The organism is Velocimicrobium porci (assembly GCF_009696045.1).
Taxonomy (GTDB): Bacteria; Bacillota; Clostridia; order Lachnospirales; family Lachnospiraceae; genus Velocimicrobium; species Velocimicrobium porci.
Genome location: NZ_VUMT01000004.1, coordinates 127823 through 144675, shown reverse-complemented (window position 1 = coordinate 144675; position 16853 = coordinate 127823). Strand labels below are relative to the sequence as shown.

The following is a 16853-nucleotide window of genomic DNA, read 5'->3' as shown; positions in this document are numbered from 1 at the left end:
CTATTATTGATAACGTGTTGTTATCTTATGGTGTTATTATACGATATAAGTTTTGAAATGTCAATATTAATTTCATAATTTATACAAAAAATATTTTTATATTGTTTTTTGTGAATAGAAAGTAGTGAATGGTGAAGAGTGCGTGGGAAAATGTGTATTTTTGAAACAGTTTTTGGAACTTAGTAGGAAAAACGACTGTTCAATTACTGGGACTTATGATAGAATTGTATTTAGTCTGGAAAAGGGGAATGGGTTTTATGAGAGAGATGTTAACAAAAGGGAAACTTGGTAGAAGAAAAAAACGTTTGGGTGATCTTCTTGTTGATGCGGGAGTGATTACCGGGGAACAATTGGAATTGGCTTTGAAGGAACAGGGAAAACGAAAGGAAAAGTTAGGACTTATTTTGGTGGATTTGGGATTTACAACTGAGCATGAGATTGCAGAGGGATTATGCGAGCAGTTGGGAATGGAAATGGTTTCTCTCCATGCTATTTGTATTCCAGAGGAAATTATTGGATTGGTCAATGAATCAGTTCTTCGGAAGTATTCATTAATTCCATTTTCTTTTGGAGAAAATAATCCTAATATTTTGAAAGTTGCAATGGCAGATCCGATGGACATTCGTGCAATTGATGATTTGGCGATTATTACAAATCTCCAGATTTCTCCTGTTGTGGCTACCCCTCAGGAGGTGGCAGCTACGATTGACCGTTACTATGGAAATGTGGAAGCGATGAAAGTTGCAGAGCAGTATACGAGGGAGAGAGAGGAACAGTATGGACGAAAGAATGGCAAGGATGAGTTTACGGGAACGGATGAAGTCAGTCAGGCTCCAATTGTCCGTCTTGTGACTCAGATTGTGGAGCAGGCTGTTCATAAGCGTGCCAGTGATATTCATATTGAACCAATGGAGCATCAGGTTCGGATTCGCTTTCGAATTGATGGTATCCTGCAGGAGGAGATGCGACACGATATTTCCCTTCTGCCTGCGATTGTAGCACGAATTAAGATTGTTAGCGGAATGGATATTTCTGAGAAACGGAAGGCCCAGGATGGAAGAATGACGAGTATTGTTGATAGAAGGGAATATGATATTCGTATTTCTGTTTTGCCGACGGTCTATGGTGAAAAGGTTGTTATGCGCCTTACATCTAAGGAAGGACTTACAAAATCCAGGCAGGAACTTGGAATGTTTCCTGATGATTTAGAGAAGTTCAATACGATTTTAAAACACCCACACGGGATTATTTTAGTAACGGGTCCGACCGGAAGCGGAAAGTCTACTACACTTTACACAGTATTGTCTGAGTTAAATCATGATGGGGTTAATATTGTAACCGTTGAGGATCCGGTGGAAGCGAATGTCACAGGAATTAATCAGGTACAGGTAAATCCTAAGGCAAATCTTACGTTTGCTTCTGCACTTCGTTCTATTTTACGGCAGGATCCGGATATTATTATGATTGGTGAGATTCGTGACAGTGAAACAGCACAGATTGCTGTTAAGGCTTCAATAACAGGACACCTTGTTGTCAGCACGCTTCATACGAATAGTGCGGCAAGTACAATAACCCGGTTATCGGATATGGGAGTTGAAGATTACCTGATTGCAGATTCGGTGATTGGCGTAATTGCCCAGAGGCTTGTGCGGAAGCTATGCGTACATTGTAAAGTTGAGCGGGAGGCGACAAGAGAAGAAAAACACTTTTTAGGTGTTGCGGAGGAGAAAAAACTTGTAATTTGCGAGCCTGGGCATGTAGCATGTCCATACTGTAACGGGACAGGTTATATGGGACGAATTGGTGTGTATGAGATTATGCCGGTTAATTCAAGTCTTCGGTATGCCATTAGCAGTCATAAAACAGCGGATGAGATTAATGAGATTGCTGTTTCGGAAGGCATGAGAGTGCTGAGCAGGAGTGCGGCCAATTATGTATGTAAAGGAATTACTTCGATGGAAGAAATGAAACGTATTGCGTATGAGGAGGTATAACATGGATTTTACAATGGAAACGCTATTGATGGAGGCAAAGGAAAAAGGGGCATCGGATTTACATATTACAGTAGGTGTTCCACCAAAATGCAGAATTAACGGAATTTTGTATGATATGGATTATAAGAAACTTTTACCAGAGGAAACAGAACAGCTTATTTTCCCAATTTTATCCGATAAGTTTAAAACAACTTTAGAAAAAAAGGGAGAAGTTGATTTTGCATATTCGATTCCGAATGTTGGACGATACCGTGTAAATGTGTTTAAACAAAGAGGTTCTTTTGCCGGTGTTATTCGTGTAGTTGGGACGAGAATTCCTTCCGTTCAGGAATTGGGAATTCCTGAATCAGTAGTTGAGCTTACAAAGAAGAAAAGAGGACTTGTGCTGGTAACGGGTCCGACTGGAAGTGGTAAGTCAACTTCTTTAGCTTCTTTACTTGATGTAATTAATCAAAATTATAGTTCTCATGTAATTACGTTGGAGGATCCGATTGAGTATTTACATAATCATGCAAAAGCTATTGTTAATCAACGAGAAGTTGGATTAGATACAATTTCTTATGCAAATGCGTTGAGAGCCGCTCTTAGAGAGGATCCGGATGTTATTTTAGTCGGGGAAATGAGAGATTTGGATACGATATCAACAGCAATTACAGCTGCAGAAACAGGGCATCTTGTATTTTCTACTTTACATACGATTGGTGCGGCAGCTACGATAGACCGAATTATTGATGTATTTCCACCTCATCAGCAACAACAGATTCGAATTCAGCTTGCTTCGGTATTAGAATCGGTTATCTCACAGCAACTGATTCCTATGACAGAAGGAAAAGGGAGAATTGCCGCTTATGAAGTTATGAATGCAACACCGGCAATCAAAAATTTAATCCGTGAATCGAAAACACATCAGATTACATCAATTATTCAGACAAGCCGTAAGGCGGGCATGCAGATGATGGATGATGCAATTTATGACTTGTATCTGCAACGGAAGATCGATGCAGAGCAGGCATTGGAATATGCTCAGGATCCGGCTGCATTGGAACGAAAGCTGTATTAATTTTGTTGTTTTTGTTCTTATTTTGGCAGTATTGATTATATGTTTGCAAAAAGTAAAAATATAATCTATTATATATACAGACAGTAAATAAGAGTTATGCGTGTGGTAGAGAAATGGGGGAAAAAGAAATGCCTAACTATAATTATGTTGCTATACAAAAGGACGGAAAACAAAAAAAGGGAACGATTGAGGCTGCAAATGAAGAAGCAGTTAAAATAGCCTTAAAAGCAGAGGGACTTATTCCTGTTTCTTTATCTGCACTTACAATTTGGAATAAAGAGATTAGTTTAAATATTACTTCAAAAGTAAAAGCAAGAGATTTGAGTGTTTTTTGCAGACAGTTTGCAAGCATATTAGATTCTGGCATTACTGTTGTAAATGCACTGCACATTTTATATGACCAGACAGAAAATAAAGTTTTTCAAAAAGCAATATGGGAGGTTTCCGTTGAAGTAGAAAAGGGAACCACACTTGCAGAAGCAATGAGAGGGCAGGGAAAAATATTTCCGGCAATTTTAATTAATATGGTAGAGGCAGGAGAAGCGTCAGGGAGTCTTGAAAATGCGTTTTCTCGTATGGCAATTCATTTTGAAAAGGATGCTAAATTAAAAGGTGTAGTTGCAAAAGCACTTGTATATCCAATTATTTTAATATTAGTAGTTATTGCAGTTGTTATTATTATGATGGTGAAGATTATTCCTCAATTTATGGAAACATTTGAGGAGATTGATATGGAACTTCCTAAGATAACGCAGGCAGTAATTCATGTTAGCAGTTTTGTTCAACATAACGGACTTTATATTGCTGGCATAATAGGTCTTATTATTTTTGGAATTCATGCTTTGAAAAAAACAGAGCGTGGATCTATTCTATATGGAAAAATTCTTTTAAAAATACCCTTATTTGGAAAATTGACGATAAAATCTGCGTCTGCACGATTGACGAGAGTATTAAGCACTTTGCTTGGTGCCGGTATTTCGCTTGTTGATGCGGTCGGTATTATATCAAAAATTATGGACAATAAAATAATTTGCCAGGTATTAATTAAGGCAAAAGATGATGTGGAACAAGGAATTGCATTGTCAAGAGTTTTGGAAGCATCCGGAGTATTTCCACCGATGGTTTATCATATGATGAAGATTGGGGAAGAAACAGGTAATATGGAGGATATGCTTGATGGTGTGGCAGATTATTATGAAGAAGAGGTTGAGCTTGCAACTGGTGCACTGACAGCTGCGTTAGAGCCAATTATTATCATCTTAATGGCACTTGTTATTGTTCCAATTATATTGGCAATTATGTTACCAATGTTGAATGTCTATAAAGGTATTAAATGATACCACAAAGTGCGTAGTCATCCGTAGGTATCAGGGGTCAAAATATCTTTTGACCCCAACATCATTAAATAGGGGAATTAATTTTAGTTATCTGCCAAGAGGATAACTGAATTAATTGATAAATAAGATTTAAGGTAAAATAGGAGGATTAGGAATGGAAAACAAAGAACAACAAAAAAAGAAACATTTGGGGAATAAGGGATTTTCACTTGTAGAATTGATTGTAGTTATGGCAATTATGGCAATCTTAGTTGGAATTGTCGGAGCACAGGTTATTCCTTATATTGAGAAATCAAAAGAATCAAAGGATTATCAGGTTATGGGGGGATTTTGTTCGGCAGCGGTGAGTGCTTATACAGAATTAGCGGAAGAGGCACCAGACAAGGATACAACTATTATGGTATGGGGTAATAAGCAAGAAGGTGAGAATGCTGAATTTAAAAAAGCTTTTATTGAAAAGGTGCAAGCACTTACATATAATTCGTTAGCCGATTTTAAGAAAAAAATGAAATCTGAAAAAGGAAAAACAGTTGAAAACTTTGAAGTAACAATTAGCAAAAGTAATAAGCAAATTACAGTTACACCAGTTAAAGGTGAAAAAAAGGTAGAAGCTTTTGATGCTATGGTAGGAGAACTATAAGTTATAAGATGTAAAGAGGTTACAATTTATGCTAATTATTAGATACAATTGGATTGTGTGCGTTGGGATTTTTATAATAGGCTTTTTAAGTGGTATCTTATTAAATCAGTCTATTTATTCCGTAATAACTTCAGACGATGTAGTTGTAAACCAATTATATAATCATGAATATAAAAAGAAGTTTAATTGGCATAATCCTATATTATTATTAAATGCAACTCTCTACACATTCGTTTTCTTGGCAAATGGATTTCAGTGGGAAAGTGTTTTATACTGCATTTTAGTATCAATTCTGTTAGCAATTAGTGTAATTGATTTAAAAACATATGAAATTCCACCGCAACTAAATTTGCTCATTGGGCTGTTGGGTATTATTAATTTGGGGTTTAATTTCACTGGGTGGAGTGAATATGTAAGTGGATTTTTCTCTGTAAGTGGATTTTTGTATCTTATATTCTTAGCCACGAAAGGAAAAGGTATTGGTGGCGGAGATATTAAGTTGATGGCAGCAGCAGGACTTTTATTAGGATATAAGAAGGTTATCCTTGCATTTTTTTTAGGATGTATCTTAGGTTCTGTTATTCATCTTGCCAGAATGAAAATAAGGAAAGAAGAACATATTTTGGCACTGGGACCATATTTAGCAGCTGGTATTTTTTTGTCTGCTCTTTATGGCGAACAAATGCTTAAGTGGTATTTTCACTTACTTGGTGTTTCATTATGATGAAAATGTTCCCTGTTTCGAGTACGTAAAAGCGAACGAGAAGCAGGGGACAATTTTAAAGATTGTGGCAATATTTTTTTATTATAGAGTTTTAAAGGAAGAGATTTAAAATTGTATAATGGAAAAATAAAATTTTGCTTTGCAAATCTAAGCGGAATATTTAAATGGAAAATAAAGTGAGAGGAATGGGGAGAGTTATGAAAAAAAGAGTATTGAGCATTGAAGCCGGAAGTCAGTTTACGAAAGTATGTGAGATTGACTACAGGAAAAAGAATCCAAAAGTATATCATGCGATTCAGTTTGTGACGCCTAAAAATGCAATTGAAGATGGATATATTAGAGATAAGCTTGCCTTTGCCAAAGAGCTTAGAAAACAGCTGGAGCATGCGGGAATAAAAAATAGAAAAGTTATCTTTACAATTGCATCAACGAGAATTGCAAATCGTGAGGTTACACTACCATTGGTAAAAGATAATAAAATACAAGCAATCGTTGAAGCTCAGGCTGAGGAATATTTTCCGGTAGATACTTCACAATATGTGATTTCTTATACCGTTTTGGAGAAAATAACAGAGGGAGAAGAAAAAGGAATTAAACTTTTGGTACTTGCTGCACCTGAGAATTTGATTAAAAATTATTTCAGTTTTTCAAATGAGATGGGATTTGAGTTAACTGCAATTGATTATATTGGAAATAGTATTTTTCAGGTGTTAAAGCGTCAGATTACTTCGGGTGTTGATTTAGTTATCCAGATGAATGAGCAGACTACATTGGTCAGTGTACTAAACCAGGGTAGACTGATGTTACAGCGGACAATACCATATGGGGTCATGGCAGCAGTAGAAGCGGTGTTGGATAATAAAAAAATATTTGGAAAAGAGAATGAAAAAGAGGCAAATGATCTGTTATATGACAGACGGCTTATCTTCCCGGCATTTGGTATGGAGCTGGAGGAAGTGGCAACATCAATTGAAGTGCAGCAACAAGAGGAATACAGGACGACTTATGAGGCTGAATTTGAAGTTACGGAATCGCTTCGGTACTTGGTTTCCAATATAAGCAGAGTAATTGATTATTATAATTCAAAATTTCCGGATAAAAAAATTGAGAAAGTTCATCTGACAGGACATGGAGCGAAAGTGAAAGGAATCGTTCCGCTTATGACAAGAGAACTAGGATATAATATTGAAAAATTGGAACAACTTCATGGGGTTTTGTTTCAAAAGGGAATGGAATCGGTAATTGGTGAGTCTGTTCAATATAGTTCTGTTATTGGTGCTGCAATGAATCCGATTGGATTTTTATCAAAAGAAGCATCAATGGAAAAGGAACAGAAGGAAAATCTGACTTCCATGAAGGTTTTGCTTGTGGGGTCTATAGGAGTTGCACTTTTTGCGATTCTATTTTCTACTGTGCAATATCAAAGCGAGAAGGCGAAGAATCAATCGTTAAAAAATCAGATTGCTGAATTGAAACCAATTGAGAAAGTTTACCAGGAGAATGAACAGGCTACAAGCCAGTTGAATGAATTGGAGGAATGTTATGGAAAAACAAAAACGGAAAATGAACAGTTTTTAGAATTGATTCAAGAACTGGAGGATAGTTTGCCTACGGTTATGTCAGTGGCTTCTTGTAATATTTCAGGAAAAACAATTGTAATTAACTTAGAAAGTACAACAAAAATATCGGTTGCAAAGTTAATTTTAAATTTGAAGCAAATTCCAATTATTGAAAGAATCGAAGTCCCTGCTATTACAGAACGGGAAGAAGATGGGACGATTACATATTTGTTTACGGTAAATTGTACTTATAAAGAACAAGGTGTTAAACCTGCCACAATCGAAGAATAGGAGTAAAAACGATGAAATTGAAAGTATCACCAAAAGATATGAAATTATTGTTATTATTATTGGCACTTGTTATTCTTGCTGGCTCGTATTTTTTTGTGTATCAAAAAAATATGGAGAAAAAGGCTTTATTGGAAGAGGAAGATATAAAGTTAGAAGAGCAGGTTCAAGTTTTAAAAGATAAAGTAGCAAAGAAACAGGAAGTGATAAAAGACACGAAGAAAAAGCAGGCTGATTCAAAAAAGATTATAAAGGTATTTCCATCTAAGATGACAACAGAGAAAGGAATTGCAATACTGGACAGTTTTGAAAAGATAAATGATTTTTATATTAGTGAAGAAAGCTTTGCTATGAATGAGTTAATGTATCAAAAAGAGGACGGAGATAATATAGAGGAATCGGAAGATGGGCAATCAAATTATATGGGCTATCGTTCTAATATTACTGTGTCATTTGAAAGTCCTTATGAGGCATTAAAAGAAGTAATGAAGCAGATTAACAGTTTTCCAAATCGTATGACAGTTGATACAATGACACTTTCCTATGATAGTGAAACAGGCAATTTAAAAGGTACAATGGTTATCAACTGCTATTCATTAAAGGGAACGGATAAAGCTTATGAACCACCAATTATTCCAGGAATTGATTTTGGTGTATTTAATTTATTTCGTTCAAAAAGAGGATAGAATAGGAAGATGGTTATGAAGAGAAGAGATTGGGGAAAAAACCAAAATCTAGGGTTTACGTTGATTGAAGTAATTCTTACAATGGCGATTCTTGGGATTGTATTTATTCCAATTATGGGGTATTTTACGGATTCTATAAAATATAGCACATGGTCAAAAATAAAACAGAATGGGATTATGACGGCTCAGAGTTTGATGGAGGAAATAAAAGGGAACTCTTCTTTGGAAAATATTTATAAAGAATATAAAAAGCGGGAAGTAAATGGTGAAGAGGGGTGTCATGCTAAGAGAGAAGAGCGGATTCAACATGATTATTCCGGTGGAGAGATTAAGATGGTTGCCTACCAAATGGAGGAAAGGGTTTCGGTTGGTTTTAACGACTACCTTGTGAAGATTTCTGCAGAACCAAAAGTTCAGTTAAATAATGATAAAAATTATTCAGAGGCGATTGTGAAGCCAATGGAAGAAGCAACATCGGTAAAGGCGGTTGAAACAAAAGAGGAAAGAATAAAGGCGGCCAGTTATTTTATGGCACAAAATGCAGACGCCTGTAGTCGTTTGAATGGGGAAGGAAAAGATTCCGGATTGTTGGAAACAGATTTAAATGTTTATAAAAATGGATTAAAAAAAGAAATTTTCATGGATTTTACAAGAAATGGTAAATATGATTATGTCAATATTTGCTGCGAATATCGATTTGAAGGAAGTATTTTTGGTGTTGATTCAACAGATTGTTACCGATGTGATTGGATAAAAAGACGTTTTGAGAGTGGAACACTGAAACAAGTCTATTTGTTTTATGAGGCTGATGTGGCCAGGGATTCTCTTGTTGTTACAAAAAATACGACAGCTCCTGTTATGGATGATATGTATTTAATATGCCAAAATAAAGAGATGTTATCTTCCGGATATCAGCTTTATATTGACAATCCGGTCCAGACTTTTGCAAAATCCGTTTATTCTAATGTAACGACTAACTTGGTGAAGTATAAAAATTATCTGGTTGATACGAAAGATAATATAGCAAGAAGGGCTGAAATTAAGGTGGAGGTCTATCCATACAACAGTCGGAACGAAGAAGATAAATATATTGAGCTTACTGGTATGAAAGGAATGTGAAAAAAAGATGAAAATAAAAAACGACAACAGAGGCTCAACGTTGTTATTTGTATTAACTGCAATTGCCTTCATAGGGCTGTTAGGTGTGGCTGCAATGAGCGCAACGATTACCAACATTTCGATGAGAAAAATTGAGGGAGAAACAAAGAAGAATTTTTATGATACCGATAATGTGATAGAACAGATCAGAGCAGGTCTTATTAATCTTTCTTCGGAAGCTTCTGGTGCAGCTTATCAAGAGGTTTTAGAACAATATGCAACAATCTGTGAAGATGGTACGAAAACGGCACAGGAAGAGTTTGATAATTGTTATATTCGGAATATGCTTGATAAGCTGTCTGACGGAATGAGTTCCTTTGATGGAACTACCTATAATTATGATGTAACTAAAATGGAACAGCTTTTGAATGAGAGTGAAAGAAATGCTTTTTTAAAGAGAGAAATATTAGACAAGGGAGAAAATAAATTAGAGGTACATAAAAAAGAACGCTATATTGTGCTTCGTAATGTGAGGGTGGAACAGGAAAAAAATACATTTTCTACACGGATTAAGACTGATATCCGAATGGAAATTCCAGAATTAAAAATAGAAAATGGAGGAATTTATCCGGAGTATACGAATTATGCAATCTTAGCTGATAACAAAGTAAAATTAGATGGTGCATGGGCAGTAAATGTTGACGGTAACGTATATGCCGGAACGAAGGAACGAACCGATTATGGAGATTTATCAAAACGCCAGGCTGGTATTGAATTAAATGGAGGAAGTCTGAAAATTATTGCAGATTATTTGATTTCAAGAGGAGATATATTACTTTTGGGAGATAGCAGGCTTCGAATAGGGGATAAAACAGCGAATCAGGTCTGCAATGTATGGGTAGAAAATATTTCTACAGATGAAAATTCGAACCATTCTATTTTGGAGATAAACGGAAGTTGCAATGTAGAAGATGATTTGGAGATAAATGGAAAGAATAACAGCGTTTATTTATCAGGAGAGTATTATGGTTATCATTGCAAGAAAAATTATTTACCAGACGAAGGTTCATCGTGGTTAAATAATAATATTGACAAAAATTCAGAATACAATAGTGCAATTAGTTTAAATGGAACAAACAGCACATTAAATATGGAACAGCTTTCGGTTTTAGAATTAGCCGGCAGAGCGTTTATATCAAGATATGGAACAGAAAGTGAGAAAAATAAAGATATTATGTTAGGTGAGTCGGTTTCTGTTCGAAGTAATCAGATTGCATATTTTGTTCCAGAAGATTTTATTCAACGAAATGTGGATGGTACCTATCAGTTAGATTATGCAAAATATGAAGAATATTTGTCATTTTCTGTAAAAGAATATATTAATCAGGAGCAATCGGTGATTCCTTATTATTTAAAAAGAAGCAGTGGGGAAGAATGTTATTACTATTTGAATTTTAAGAACGAAGCTTTAGCAGAGAAATTTTACGAGAAATTTTATCGTTATAAAAGCCATACGATTTCCTCTGGTGCAGACCCATACATGACAAAGGAAGGAATCCGGCTTGCAGACGGAAAACAGGCACTTTTATTATCAGGTGCTGTGTTATATAAAGAAAAAGATGGGCAGAATGTTGGGATTAAACTGAGCAATGATGAATTGAAACCAACGTTGTTACGTTATGCGGTGAGAAAAGGAAGGGAATATAAATCAAGGCAGTTAGGATTAATTGGTACATTACCGGAAGCTTCAAAAGGAGAAGTCCGGTTAGAAGATAAGGCAAAGCTTCCACTATTTGAGCGAATTGTCGATGTAGATAAATTAAAAAATGATGCAGCTTTATGGGAAAGGAACCAAAAGACAGGAGCTATTTATAAAGATGGAATTCTATATGGAAATGTTATTTTGGCAGATGGTGATATAAATTGGGATAGTGATATGAGAAGGCAATATGGAACCGATGACGATGGAAATATGCTTCCATGTATTGTTGTTGCCACAGGGGATATTTCAGTATCAGATGATTTTGAAGGTCTTTTGCTTTCTGGTAGAGATGTATTTCTTAAGTCTGGCGGAATATCAGTTACAGCAAACCCACAGAAGATAAAACAGCTTTTAGAGGCAGATACTACTAAAATAATTGTTTCATACTTGAAAGAATATAAGGTTTCGGAAAATAGTTCCGAACAAATAAATTATTCTAAGTATGTAAGTTATGAAAACTGGAAGAAGAACAAGGATTGATAAGAGGAGGGGAGAATTCGCTTGAATAACAAAGGAATTACTTTAATTGAAATAATTGTTGTAATGGCAATAGTAGGAATTCTCGTTGGATCCTCTTTCGTGGCAATTCAATATATTCAATTTGGAAATACGAAAAAATGTGTTGCGAAGATTGAAGATGAGCTTGATCGACTTTTAGTGGAAACAATGAGTAAAAAAGAAAAAAGGTACTTTTATTTATTCAAGACTGCTGACGGTTATTTTGTAACGTTAGATAAAGATAAAAAAAGGGAAAATTTGGAACAAAAAGAAGCGATAAAAGTGGCAGGAAGTTCGGTTGTTATAGAAGCAGACGGGCAGTCGATTAATGAAGAAAATATGATAAAAATAGGATATCAGAAAGAAGGTGGAGCATTTTCCAATGATGCTTACTGTAGTCAGATTACAATTGAAGGGAATGGAACTTATCGACTTCATTTGGTGAAAGATACAGGGCTTCACTATTTAGAGCCGTGATATTGGAGGGATTGGATGAATAGCTTGGGGAATAAAGGAATAACGCTGATTGAAATTATATTGGCAGCAGCGGTTTCAATGACAGTAATGTTATCAGTCGCAATTTTTTTGAGTACAGGGAATAAAAGTTATAATGAGGCAAAGAAAGAGTTGAACCTGCAAGCAGAATCTCAGATTCTTATGAATCAGATTTGTGACAGTATTTTAGAGGCAAATTATATAGAGGATTATAATTTGGCAAAACAACAGTGTGTTCTGTATCAGATAAATGAAGATACGAGTCTGATAAAAGATAAGAAAATATTATGGTATGACGGTCAGGCAAACTTATATTGTTTTAAAGAGGAAAAGGCAACGTTTGAACCGAACGAGGAATGTCTGATGGCTCGTCATGTAAAGGCAATTAACATTGAAAATGATGGGTCATTAGTTACGGTTTCTCTGACTTTAAATCAGGGAAACAGAGAATACCAGGTGGAAAACAAGGTTCGCCTGCGTAATAAATTGGTTGAACTTAATAGTTAGGAGAATATGATTGTAGAAGGAAAGAGGGGGTCTGTTATATGAGGAATAAAGAAAGAAAAAAATGGCGTATTATTCTGTTAACAGTTGCATTTTGCTTGTTTGGAACTGTACTTTATCAGAGTGAGTTTTTTCAAAACATTTGGTTTCATGCGGAAAGAGCGGAAAGACGAGAACCCGTTATGGAAACAACGATTATAACAGAACTTGAACAGATTAAGAAAGATAGGACGAAACCAAGAGGAAGTAAAGAAAATCCTTTTGTTATTTTGGAAATCGTTCCTTATAAAGGAGTTGCTGAGTTTGGTTATCAGCTTGAAGGTGCAGAACCAATTGAAATTGATAAAATGCTGACGAAAAATTCATCCACAGAACCTACATTAGATACGCTAAAGTCAATGGGAACAGCGGATGTAAAATGGGTTCAAAAGACAGTTTTTTTAGATGAAAAAGAAGAATTGGCAGATAGCTGGGAGGATGGAAAAGAAACAACATTATATGGTTATTATGAGTATGTTGGTAATGGAAGAGGAAATTTCAACCAAAACAATAAACAATGGGAGAAAATGGAAAAAACGACAGAGGGAAAAGGCTCTATTGTGTGGCACAGTGTTTATGGGATGAAGGAGACTGATACAGAACCGGGTAAATTATTGAAAGAAGCTGGAGAGCGCTGGTATACAAAGAGAACAGACAAAGGAACGAGAAAAGGCGGAGTATATGAATATAAAAATAAAAATAACTTTTTAAAACGGACATTAGGTCTTTCTTCTGAGTCAGAAATGGAAAATTATTATGTTTATTTTAAAACGATTGAACCGCATGAATTAAATCAGAATCTGCAATGGATCGATAAGGCGAATCTTATTTCATTTCAATACCGTTCTCATAATGAAGCGTTAGTTTCCATGTGGGAGAAGTATGGAAAAGACTTTAAACAGGAAGAACTGAAAAAAAGAGGAAGTACATTTGGAACTTATGATATTTCATGGGAAGCAGCTGAAAAGATATTTAAGAAGGTAGTTGCAAAAGAAGATTATGTCAGTGTTATTTATGATTGGAATTTCATAACGGAGGGGATAGCCGGTCGAATTGGAGATTTGAATACAAAAAAGGTTACAACGCAGATTTATGATTTTAACAAAAAGGTTATCGGAGAAAATGCAAGCTTAACCGGAAGTAATAATAATGTATTTAAACTTGGTATTATGCTTCGGACAATGGATCCGGTTTTATTCCATAACTTATTTTTCTATGGAAACGATGGTGAGGAGAAACCATTGATTGCAAATGGAAAATATAGCCTGCAAAAAGATATTGCAAGCACTTATTGGACACAGTATACATTTTTAATGGTCAATCCTGCAATTGGCGAAACGGGGAAAAATCCATATACTTATTGGAATGATAATGAGCAATGGAATGAAAAACGACTGGATCCGGAAGTTGGAAACAGTGAATCCGTTCATGGTCATGTGTTTACTTATAATGGAGATAATACAATGACTTCTTTTTATGCGACGGGAGCAATTGCAGATACAAAATATTCGCATTCTTTTTTGGAGTATTTAAAAGAAAAAAATGATACCGATAAATCGCCTGCTTCGGCAGTTGAATATATTATCGGACCCGATCAGAGGGGAAAAGAAGAAAAGGAAGAGGATGAATTTTCTGTATTAGATATTGAACCATGTAATGAATTTACAATGGACTCGTTTGCATTACGGTGGTATCTTCCGTCAATCGAAGGGAAAATTGTAATAACACCTATGACTTCATCTGAATTTATAGGACGAATTGAGGACATTAATAGCAAATATGATTTGATTTATATGGGGTTAAATCGTGGTGCGTTCCGGCTAAAGGATTTTTATATTGATTCGGTTCGGACAAAACAGCTTCCGGTTTATAATGATAGTACTTTAGATGGGAAAATATACCTTCATGTCGGTGATAAAATTATTAGTGGAGAAAAGTATTCTGTAAAATGGTTAAAAAATTCTTTCGGGACGACAATAAACGATACAACATGTCGTTTGCCAGGCAATGATATATCTAATTTGAAAAAAGAAAAACTGGAGGATTTTTTGAAAGCTGGTCTTCCAATATTGATGGACTCAGATTTGTATCGGACAGAAACTTCTTATACAAAAAAAGTTGTTGATACCAGTTCTAATGTTTATCGGTTTGTAAAAGAAAATAAAATGAAATATAATAATTTGGCCAGTGAAGAGAATGCAGGTTCCCTTTCGCCTTTCATAAATCCCAAAAGGCCAAAGCTTATCCTATTGAAAAAACCAAATCAATATAATGGTGAAGATAACAATAGCGATGGTACGATTGACAAACCAAATTATATAAATACAACGGAAAATGGAGATTCAAAAGAATTTACATTTACATTCCGCCTTGAATCGGAGGACGAGATAAAAGATAAATCCTATGGAGTCAGGTTATTTGTAGATGTAAATGGAGATGGTCATTTTGACGAAAATGAAAAATCAGAAGTAATCTATAGCAGGGAGAGGGGTTTTAGAGCAGACGGAACTGAATATACAATTCCAAGAAAAGGTTTCTCATTGCCAGATGTGTACATCGGAGCGATACCTTGGAAACTTGAAATTTTTGATTCAGGTAACAGGGCGATTCGGAAGGTGGAAACAGGATATTGTGCAGTTAAGCGTTCAAAAAAAGAAAAAGAAAAGATTCGAGTGCTTCAAATCAATGCAAACTATAATAGTACACTGGTCTTAAAAGAAGATGAGAAATTTAAAAAATATACAAGTAATTTAAATGATTATACAATCCAATTTGAAACGAAAACAATAGAGGAATATGAGGAGATTTTTAAACAGCCTGGTAATGAGTTTCACAAAAATGAACCGATTGTACCAAGTGAACTAAAGGATTATAATATGCTGATTCTCGGATTTGCTGATATGTATGATGATATTTCAAATCAATATGGGGCATTGGATTACATACAGTATTTTATTGACCAGGGAAAAAGTGTATTGTTTACTCATGACGTGACTTCCCTATACAATTCAGAAAATCAAAAGGGTTATGGATATCATGCCAGTGTTTACTTTAGGGAAACACTGGGAATGGACCGATTTGGGGCGAGAACACCGCTTTTATATTCGGGAACAAAGCTTAAAGAGGAGTTGGATAAAAAAGATAAAGCAACAAAACCAGATGGAAGGGATAGTTATAAAGAAATACATGGGTATACTTATTACGCCTTAAAACGAATTGCACAGGGCGGATACTTAGAAGATGCTTATGGATATTATCCGCAATATATGAATTTTAAGGATTTAAAAATAGACAATGATGACAATTGTGCTACAAATCGTGTTGAACGTTTAAACGAAGGGCAGATAACTCACTATCCATATGAAATTGATCCCGGATTTGAAACGGCTGTTACACATGGACAATATTTTCAATTAAATCCTGAAGATGAAAAATTAACGGTATGGTATTGTCTTGCTGAAGATAAAATTCATAAGAACAGTAATGTTTATGGAGTCTCTCCGAAAGATGCGACAAATAATTATTATATCTATAACAGGGGTAATGTAACGTATTCCGGCGTGGGACATTCAAAAGTTACAAATGATATGGAGGTTCGTTTATTTGTCAATACGATGATTGCTTCTTATCGGGCTTCTTATAAGCCACCGGTTGTTTTGGTCGAAAATGAAGGAACTGTGTGTCTGGAAGAAAGAGAAGGAAAAAATACATACTATTTGTATCTTAATAAGGATTTTTCAAAAAATGAGACGGATACATTTGAGGAATCCGGGACTCAACAGATTGTGTTTGTGCCATGGGAGGTAAATCTCTTATCCGAAAATCTGGAGGAGGCAAAGATTTATATGGAGGATGGTACAAGAATTACTTCCGTGTTGGATTTGGATTCGGGAAGAATCATTAATGCGGATAAAGATAATGTTTTTTCGGTAAAAAGCGGAAACAGTTTGGTAAGTGGACGTCGATATGCTTTTAATTATGAAAATAGTAATTATAACATTGAGGGAAAAAGAAAAGTCATTATATATGCAAAAAATGTAAAAAATCAAGTGGGAGTGGCAGAAGTAGAAATAAAAAAACGTTCATTATTTTTACTTGATTAAGAGAAAACGAGCCTTTACTTTGGAAATTAATACAATTTAGTTGCAAGTAAAGGCCTGTTTGGATAC

The 16853-nt window shown here is 35.2% G+C and carries 12 protein-coding genes; all 12 read left to right on the top strand.

Going from position 1 to position 16853, the window contains the following annotated elements:
- Positions 1-257: 257 nt before the first annotated feature.
- Entirely contained in the window at positions 258-1994 is a 1737-nt protein-coding gene (locus tag FYJ58_RS04350; protein ID WP_235912543.1) for a GspE/PulE family protein, read from the top strand.
- 1 nt (position 1995) lies between these two features.
- Positions 1996-3054 (top strand): type IV pilus twitching motility protein PilT, encoded by a 1059-nt coding sequence (locus FYJ58_RS04345; RefSeq protein WP_154517774.1) that lies wholly within the window; start codon positions 1996-1998, stop codon positions 3052-3054.
- 128 nt (positions 3055-3182) lie between these two features.
- Positions 3183-4391, top strand: coding sequence for a type II secretion system F family protein (locus tag FYJ58_RS04340; RefSeq protein ID WP_205839146.1), 1209 nt, complete (start codon positions 3183-3185; stop codon positions 4389-4391).
- Positions 4392-4545: 154 nt separating this feature from the next.
- Positions 4546-5031: a type II secretion system protein gene (locus FYJ58_RS04335; protein WP_154517768.1), complete on the top strand. Its 486-nt coding sequence runs from the start codon at positions 4546-4548 to the stop codon at positions 5029-5031.
- Between the two features lie 28 nt (positions 5032-5059).
- Positions 5060-5755 carry a prepilin peptidase gene (locus tag FYJ58_RS04330; RefSeq protein ID WP_154517765.1) on the top strand — a complete coding sequence of 232 codons (696 nt, stop codon included), beginning with the start codon at positions 5060-5062 and terminating at the stop codon, positions 5753-5755.
- Between the two features lie 197 nt (positions 5756-5952).
- Complete coding sequence (gene pilM / locus FYJ58_RS04325; protein WP_205839145.1) at positions 5953-7605, top strand: pilus assembly protein PilM; 1653 nt, start codon at positions 5953-5955, stop codon at positions 7603-7605.
- Between the two features lie 11 nt (positions 7606-7616).
- Positions 7617-8288, top strand: coding sequence for a hypothetical protein (locus FYJ58_RS04320; protein WP_154517760.1), 672 nt, complete (start codon positions 7617-7619; stop codon positions 8286-8288).
- A gap of 15 nt (positions 8289-8303) precedes the next feature.
- The gene (locus FYJ58_RS04315; RefSeq protein WP_205839144.1) at positions 8304-9407 is read left to right on the top strand and encodes a prepilin-type N-terminal cleavage/methylation domain-containing protein; all 1104 of its coding nucleotides are present in this window, start codon (positions 8304-8306) and stop codon (positions 9405-9407) included.
- A gap of 7 nt (positions 9408-9414) precedes the next feature.
- Complete coding sequence (locus tag FYJ58_RS04310) at positions 9415-11628, top strand: hypothetical protein (protein ID WP_154517755.1); 2214 nt, start codon at positions 9415-9417, stop codon at positions 11626-11628.
- 21 nt (positions 11629-11649) lie between these two features.
- Positions 11650-12123, top strand: a complete 474-nt coding sequence (locus FYJ58_RS04305) for a type II secretion system protein (RefSeq protein WP_154517752.1) — start codon at positions 11650-11652, stop codon at positions 12121-12123.
- Positions 12124-12138: 15 nt separating this feature from the next.
- Positions 12139-12648 (top strand): hypothetical protein, encoded by a 510-nt coding sequence (locus FYJ58_RS04300; protein ID WP_154517749.1) that lies wholly within the window; start codon positions 12139-12141, stop codon positions 12646-12648.
- Between the two features lie 38 nt (positions 12649-12686).
- Complete coding sequence (locus FYJ58_RS04295) at positions 12687-16787, top strand: DUF5057 domain-containing protein (protein WP_154517746.1); 4101 nt, start codon at positions 12687-12689, stop codon at positions 16785-16787.
- Positions 16788-16853: the final 66 nt, after the last annotated feature.

Bases quoted from the DNA above. Each gene is read 5' to 3' on its own strand.
- FYJ58_RS04350 (WP_235912543.1), top strand. From the start codon at position 258: ATGAGAGAGATGTTAACAAAAGGGAAACTTGGTAGAAGAAAAAAACGT.
- FYJ58_RS04345 (WP_154517774.1), top strand. From the start codon at position 1,996: ATGGATTTTACAATGGAAACGCTATTGATGGAGGCAAAGGAAAAAGGG.
- FYJ58_RS04340 (WP_205839146.1), top strand. From the start codon at position 3,183: ATGCCTAACTATAATTATGTTGCTATACAAAAGGACGGAAAACAAAAA.
- FYJ58_RS04335 (WP_154517768.1), top strand. From the start codon at position 4,546: ATGGAAAACAAAGAACAACAAAAAAAGAAACATTTGGGGAATAAGGGA.
- FYJ58_RS04330 (WP_154517765.1), top strand. From the start codon at position 5,060: ATGCTAATTATTAGATACAATTGGATTGTGTGCGTTGGGATTTTTATA.
- pilM (WP_205839145.1), top strand. From the start codon at position 5,953: ATGAAAAAAAGAGTATTGAGCATTGAAGCCGGAAGTCAGTTTACGAAA.
- FYJ58_RS04320 (WP_154517760.1), top strand. From the start codon at position 7,617: ATGAAATTGAAAGTATCACCAAAAGATATGAAATTATTGTTATTATTA.
- FYJ58_RS04315 (WP_205839144.1), top strand. From the start codon at position 8,304: ATGAAGAGAAGAGATTGGGGAAAAAACCAAAATCTAGGGTTTACGTTG.
- FYJ58_RS04310 (WP_154517755.1), top strand. From the start codon at position 9,415: ATGAAAATAAAAAACGACAACAGAGGCTCAACGTTGTTATTTGTATTA.
- FYJ58_RS04300 (WP_154517749.1), top strand. From the start codon at position 12,139: ATGAATAGCTTGGGGAATAAAGGAATAACGCTGATTGAAATTATATTG.
- FYJ58_RS04295 (WP_154517746.1), top strand. From the start codon at position 12,687: ATGAGGAATAAAGAAAGAAAAAAATGGCGTATTATTCTGTTAACAGTT.